The following is a 6,039-nucleotide window of genomic DNA, read 5'->3' as shown; positions in this document are numbered from 1 at the left end:
GCGACCTTGAGGTCCCGGGACAGCACCTCGTTGTACTCCAGCGCGTCGAACTTCACCGCGTCCGGGTTGGTCTTCGGGTCGGAGTCGTAGACCCCGTCGACGCCGTTCTTGCCCATGAGGAGGGCCTCGGCGTCGATCTCCAGGGCGCGCTGGGCGGCCGTGGTGTCGGTGGAGAAGTACGGCATGCCCATACCGGCGCCGAAGATGACGACGCGGCCCTTCTCCAGGTGGCGGACGGCGCGCAGCGGGATGTACGGCTCCGCGACCTGACCCATGGTGATGGCGGTCTGGACGCGGCTGTCGATGCCCTCCTTCTCCAGGAAGTCCTGGAGGGCGAGGCAGTTCATGACGGTGCCGAGCATGCCCATGTAGTCGGACCGGGCCCGGTCCATGCCGCGCTGCTGCAGTTCCGCGCCGCGGAAGAAGTTGCCGCCGCCGATGACGACCGCGATCTCGGCGCCGTCTCGGACCACGGCCGCGATCTCGCGGGCGATGGCGTGCACGACGTCAGGGTCGACACCCAGCCCGCCGCCGCCTGAGAAGGCTTCGCCGGACAGCTTCAGCATGAAGCGGCGACCCTTCTTCTCGTGGTCGCTCTTGTCGTGGGATGCGGTGTGGGGGTCCACGCCCTGATTCATGGAGATCTCCTCGTGCACATACGAAGAAGGCCATTGCCGGTGGGTCCTCGCGGTTCCCTCTGGGGCAATGGCCTCCTCGTCAGATCTGCGGTCGTCCGGCGCAAGCGCGGACGACTGCCTCAGACCCTATCGGGGTCCGGTGTCCGTCGCGTACGGACGGACTCAGATGCCGACCTTGATGCGGGTGAAGCGCTTCAGGGTGACACCGGCCTCGTCCAGAACCTTCTGGACGGACTTCTTGTTGTCCAGCGCGTACGGCTGGCCGAGCAGCGTGGCGTCCTTGAAGAAGCCGTTCACGCGACCCTCGACGATCTTGGCGATCGCGGCCTCGGGCTTGCCCTCGGCGCGGGTGGTCTCCTCGGCGACGCGGCGCTCGGACTCGACGATCTCGGCCGGGACGTCCTCGGCGGTGAGGTACTTCGGCGCGAAGGCGGCGATGTGCTGGGCGATGCCCTTGGCCAGGTCGGCGTCGGCCTTGTCCAGCTCGACCAGGACACCGATCTGCGGGGGCAGGTCGGGCATGGTGCGGTGCATGTAGGAGGCGACGAAGGCACCCTCGTACTGCGCGAAGCGGTCGAGGACGATCTTCTCACCGAGGTTGGCGTTGGCCTCGTCCACGAACGCCTGGACGGTCTTGCCGGCCTCGATCTCGGACGCGAGCAGCGCCTCGATGTCGGCGGGCTTGGTGGCGGCCACGTGGGCGGCGAGCTGGTCGGCGACGGCCAGGAACTTCGGGCTCTTGGCCACGAAGTCGGTCTCGCACTTGAGCTCGACGAGCACGCCGGAGGTGGCGTCCTCGGAGATCAGGGAGGTGACGGCACCGTTCTCGGCAGAACGGCCCTCGCGCTTGGCGACGCCCTTCAGGCCCTTGACGCGCAGGATCTCGTTGGCCTTGGTGACGTCGCCGTCGGCCTCGACGAGCGCGTTCTTGCAGTCCAGCATGCCGGCGCCGGTGAGCTCGCGGAGCTTCTTGACGTCAGCGGCGGTGTAGTTCGCCATGAGTCTGTGATTCTCTCTCGAAGTCGTAGATCTACGGGTGAACGGCGGAGGAGCGCGCTCGTGGCGCGGCTCCCCCGCCGTCATCGTCCGTGCTGCGAGTGCCCGGCGGATGAACGCCGGGCGCTCTCAGTGGGTCAGGCCTGCTCGGCGTCCGCGGCCGGAGCCTCGGCAGCCGGGGCCTCGGCCGCGGGGGCCTCGGCGTCAGCCTTCTTCTCACCCTCGAGCAGGTCGCGCTCCCACTCGGCGAGCGGCTCGGCGGCGGCCTTCTCGCCCGGCTTCGAGTCACCGGTCGCAGCGCCGGAGCGGGCGATGAGGCCCTCGGCGACGGCGTCGGCGATCACGCGGGTGAGCAGGGTGACGGAGCGGATGGCGTCGTCGTTGCCCGGGATCTTGTAGTCGACCTCGTCGGGGTCGCAGTTGGTGTCGAGGATCGCGACGACCGGGATGTGCAGCTTGCGCGCCTCACCGACGGCGATGTGCTCCTTCTTGGTGTCGACGATCCAGACGGCGCTGGGAACCTTCGACATCTCGCGGATACCACCGAGGGTCTTCTCCAGCTTGGCCTTCTCGCGGGAGAGGACCAGGAGCTCCTTCTTGGTGAGACCCGAGGCGGCGACGTCCTCGAAGTCGATCGCCTCAAGCTCCTTCAGACGCTGAAGGCGCTTGTAGACGGTGGAGAAGTTGGTGAGCATGCCACCCAGCCAGCGCTGGTTGACGTACGGCATGCCGACGCGGGTCGCCTGCTCGGCGATGGCCTCCTGCGCCTGCTTCTTCGTACCGACGAACATGATGGAACCGCCGTGCGCGACGGTCTCCTTCACGAACTCGTAGGCGCGGTCGATGTACGACAGCGACTGGAGCAGGTCGATGATGTAGATGCCGTTGCGCTCGGTGAAGATGAAGCGCTTCATCTTCGGGTTCCAGCGACGGGTCTGGTGACCGAAGTGGACGCCGCTCTCCAGCAGCTCCCGCATCGTTACGACGGCCATGGCCATCTCCTTGGTTTCTCGGTTTTGGTTCCTGACGCCCCGCCGCGCCCTGCCCCATGAAGGGACCGAGAGACGCTGTCACCCGACCGGAACCGGTCGGCGCTGGGGCGTGCGAAGTCGACCCGGTGACCCGGATCGCCACAAGAAGTGTACGGGACCCGGCGGTATGCCGGGTGACGCCCTTGTCCACACCCTTTCGCCCGTCCACAGGCGCGGGCGGGCCCGGGGTCCCGCGCGGGACCCTGGGCGCATGACGACGACACTGCTGCTCACCCTGCTGTTCGCCCTGACCGGGGCGCTTCCCCCGGCTCCCGCCGCGCCCCCCGCCGAGGGGGCCTTCCGGGCGGTCCGGCCGCTGCCGGCGCCACTGTCCGTCGCCCGGTGGTGGGACCCTCCCCCGACGCCGTACGCGGCGGGGCACCGCGGGGTGGACCTGTCGGCGCCGGCGGGGGCGGAGGTACGGGCCGTGGGGCCGGGGCGGGTCCACTACGCGGGGCCGGTCGCGGGCCGGGGCGTGCTGTCGCTCACCCTCCCGGGCGGGCTGCGGACCACGTACGAGCCGGTGCGGGCGCTGGTCGCGGAGGGGGAGGCCGTCACGGCGGGCCAGGTGGTGGCGGTGCTCACGGAGGGCTCCCACTGCCCGGGGCCGTGCCTGCACTGGGGGCTCCTCGCGGGCGAGGACGCCTACCGCAACCCCCTCACCCTGCTCCCCGGGCCCACACCCCGGCTACTGCCGTCCGCACCCGGCCCGGAGGGGACGACCCCCTAGCCGCCGATACCGCGCAGGGCCATCGCGACGGCGGTGTCCGTGATCACGGCGGGGTCCTCGGCGGCGCCGAGCTCGATCCGGCGGGCCGCGGCGTCCACGACCCCCTGGAGGAGCAGGGCGGCCAGCCGCGGCTCGGGCTGGCCGAGGGCCTCCAGCGCCTCGCCGATCATGGCGACCAGGCCGCCGTGCGCGGCGCGGATCTTCTCCCGCGCGCCCGCGTCCAGCTCGCCGGCGGAAATGGCCACCACCGCCCGGTGCCGGCGGTCGCCCACCAGCTCCAGCTGGCTGCGCACGTACGCCTCGATCTTCGCCGCGGGCGTCGGCGCGGCCTCCATGGCCGCTTCGATCTCGGCCGCCCAGACGGGGAAGTCCACCGCGCACAGCTCTTCGACGACGGCCGCGCGCGACTTGAAGTACTCGTACACGGAGGACCGGGCGAGACCGGTCCGCTCCGCGAGGGCGGGGAAGGTCAGGGCTTCGGTCCCGCCTTCCGACAGCAGGGTGCGCGCCGCGTCCAACAGGGCGCCGCGCTGCATCGACCGGTGCTCGGCCACGGAGGCCGCTCGAATCCTGGGCACGTCACCACTGTACGGAGGTGCGCAAGCTCCGCGGCCGCTCCGGAGCCCGCTGCGGCCGGGGGCGGCTCAGCGGCCGACGTCCGCGAGCTTGGCGCGCAGCTGCAGTACGGATTTGGTGTGGATCTGGCTGACCCGGCTCTCGGTGACGCCCAGGACGTTGCCGATCTCGGCGAGGGTGAGCCCCTCGTAGTAGTAGAGGGTCACGACCGTCTTCTCCCGTTCGGGGAGGGTGTTGATGGCCCGGGCGAGCAGCCGGCGCAGCTCCCGGTCCTCCGCCACCTCCACCGGGTCGTCGGCGGCGGTGTCCTCGAGGGTGTCCATCAGGGAGAGGGTGTCGCCACCCTCCCCGCCGACGTGCAGCAGCTCCTCCAGGGCGACCACGTTGGCCAGGGACAACTGGCTGAACACGGTGTGGAGTTCCTCGACCCCGATGCCCATCTCCCCGGCGACCTCGCCCTCCGTCGGGGTGCGCCGCAGGTGGGCCTCCAGCGTGGCGTAGGCGCGCTCCACGGCGCGGGCTTTCTGGCGGACGGAGCGCGGGATCCAGTCCAGCGCCCGCAGCTCGTCGATCATCGCGCCGCGGATCCGGGTGATCGCGTACGTCTCGAACTTGATGGACCGCTCGATGTCGAACTTCTCGATCGCGTCGATCAGTCCGAAGACCCCCGAGGAGACGAAGTCGGCCTGTTCCACGTTGGGCGGCAGCCCCACGCTGACCCGGCCCGCCACGTATTTGACCAGCGGCGAGTAGTGCAGGATCAGCTGCTCCCGCAGCCGCTCGTCACCCGAGTCCTTGTATGAGCGCCAGAGCAGCTCCAGGGACGAGGGCTCGGTGGACCGCGCGCCGCCACGGGCGGCGGGGGGCACCGAAGCGCGGTCGGACCCTGAGGTGTGCTGGGGCATGCTTCGCCTTTGCCGGAGCGGGATTCCTTGGGAGCGTAGCGTGACGGAAGTGTCGCGGTGCGCGAAGAGTACGGGATGGCGCAGGGCCGCAGGGGCGTCCGGACCCGGGCGGGCGGCCCGGGACCGGCGCCTCGCGCACGGCCCGGGCGGCCGCCTCGGGGAAGACCGCGTCTCTCATCGCCTTCACTCTTTCACCGGAACGCCCCAGGTCAACGACCGCCTCGCCGGGCGGCCGCGGATTACGCCTCCCCCTTCGGTCGACGGCGGGTCAACCGCCAGGCGTCGCCCTGCCGTTCGACGAACCCCAGAGAGTGAAGTTCGTACAGTCTGCCGATGACTTCATCGGTGCCGGTGCCCGCGCCGAGGGAGATCTCGTCCACGTCGGCGGGCCGGCCCGCGGGGAGCGCTTCGAGGACCCGCGCGGCCGCCGGGTCGAGCAGATCGCGGGCGAGGACGGGGCCGTGCCGCACGGGGGCCAGTTCGCCCATGTCACCGACGAGTTCGACCACCTCGGCGGCGTCGGTGACCAGGACGGCCTCGCCCCTCAGCAGCTCGTGCACCCCGGCGGAGAGGCCGCTGGTGGCGGGGCCGGGGACGCCCATGGTGAGGCGGCCCAGCTGCTGGGCCCGGCGGGCGGTGACGAGGGAGCCGCTGCGCCGGGCGGCCTCCACGACGACCGTTCCCCGGGTGAGGGCGGCGATGACGCGGTTGCGCAGGACGAATCTGCTGGGCGTGGGATGGCTGCCGGGCGGCAGTTCGCCGATCACCAGCCCCTGGCGGGTGATCCGGCCGAGCAGTCCGGCGTGTCCGCGGGGGTAGACGGTGTCCACCCCGCAGGCCAGTACCGCCGCCGTGGCGCCGCCGGAGGCGAGGGCCCCGCGGTGGGCGGCGCCGTCGATCCCGTACGCCGCCCCGGAGACCACCACCCACCCCCGCTCGGCGAGCCCGGCGGCCAGGGTCTGCGCCATGTGGGCCCCGTACGGGGTGCAGGCGCGGGCCCCGACCACGGCGACCGAGCGCAGGGCCCAGGTCCGCAGGTTCGGCCGGCCCCGCAGCCAGAGCCCGACGGGCCGGGCGTCGCCGAGGTCGTCCAGCTGGGTCGGCCACTCCGCCGAGCCCGGGCAGACGAACCGGACGCCGTCCGCGGCGGCCCGTTCCAGGTC

7 protein-coding genes are annotated in these 6,039 nt (G+C 71.6%); 1 reads left to right on the top strand and 6 read right to left on the bottom strand.

Translation table 11 applies throughout. The features are described 5' to 3' along the window. From pyrH to rpsB, 3 genes are all read right to left on the bottom strand, one after another. The coding region (gene pyrH / locus VR44_RS04060; RefSeq protein WP_045945960.1) for a UMP kinase at positions 1-638 on the bottom strand (638 nt) is incomplete at its 3' end. 162 nt (positions 639-800) lie between these two features. Further along, the gene (gene tsf, locus VR44_RS04055) at positions 801-1,637 is read right to left on the bottom strand and encodes a translation elongation factor Ts (protein WP_045945959.1); all 837 of its coding nucleotides are present in this window, start codon (positions 1,635-1,637) and stop codon (positions 801-803) included. 134 nt (positions 1,638-1,771) lie between these two features. Further along, complete coding sequence (gene rpsB, locus VR44_RS04050; RefSeq protein ID WP_045945958.1) at positions 1,772-2,626, bottom strand: 30S ribosomal protein S2; 855 nt, start codon at positions 2,624-2,626, stop codon at positions 1,772-1,774. Positions 2,627-2,876: 250 nt separating this feature from the next. Here rpsB and VR44_RS04045 point away from each other — a divergent pair, with 250 nt between their 5' ends. Next, positions 2,877-3,395, top strand: coding sequence for a M23 family metallopeptidase (locus tag VR44_RS04045; RefSeq protein ID WP_045945957.1), 519 nt, complete (start codon positions 2,877-2,879; stop codon positions 3,393-3,395). On the opposite strand, the gene VR44_RS04040 is transcribed toward VR44_RS04045, so the two are convergent. The 3 genes from VR44_RS04040 to dprA form a co-directional block, all read right to left on the bottom strand. Beyond that, positions 3,392-3,949, bottom strand: coding sequence for a TetR/AcrR family transcriptional regulator (locus tag VR44_RS04040; protein WP_045945956.1), 558 nt, complete (start codon positions 3,947-3,949; stop codon positions 3,392-3,394). The genes VR44_RS04045 and VR44_RS04040 overlap by 4 nt on opposite strands. 90 nt (positions 3,950-4,039) lie before the next feature. After that, on the bottom strand, positions 4,040-4,876 hold the full coding sequence (whiG, locus tag VR44_RS04035) for an RNA polymerase sigma factor WhiG (RefSeq protein ID WP_045945955.1): 837 nt from the start codon (positions 4,874-4,876) through the stop codon (positions 4,040-4,042). A gap of 239 nt (positions 4,877-5,115) precedes the next feature. Further along, positions 5,116-6,039: DNA-processing protein DprA (gene dprA / locus VR44_RS04030; protein WP_045945954.1), on the bottom strand; the 924-nt coding region annotated here is incomplete at its 5' end.

Source organism: Streptomyces katrae (genome assembly GCF_000966975.1).
GTDB lineage: Bacteria > Actinomycetota > Actinomycetes > Streptomycetales > Streptomycetaceae > Streptomyces > Streptomyces katrae.
The sequence above is the reverse complement of the archived record's forward strand: the minus strand, read 5'-3'. Positions and strand labels throughout refer to the sequence as shown.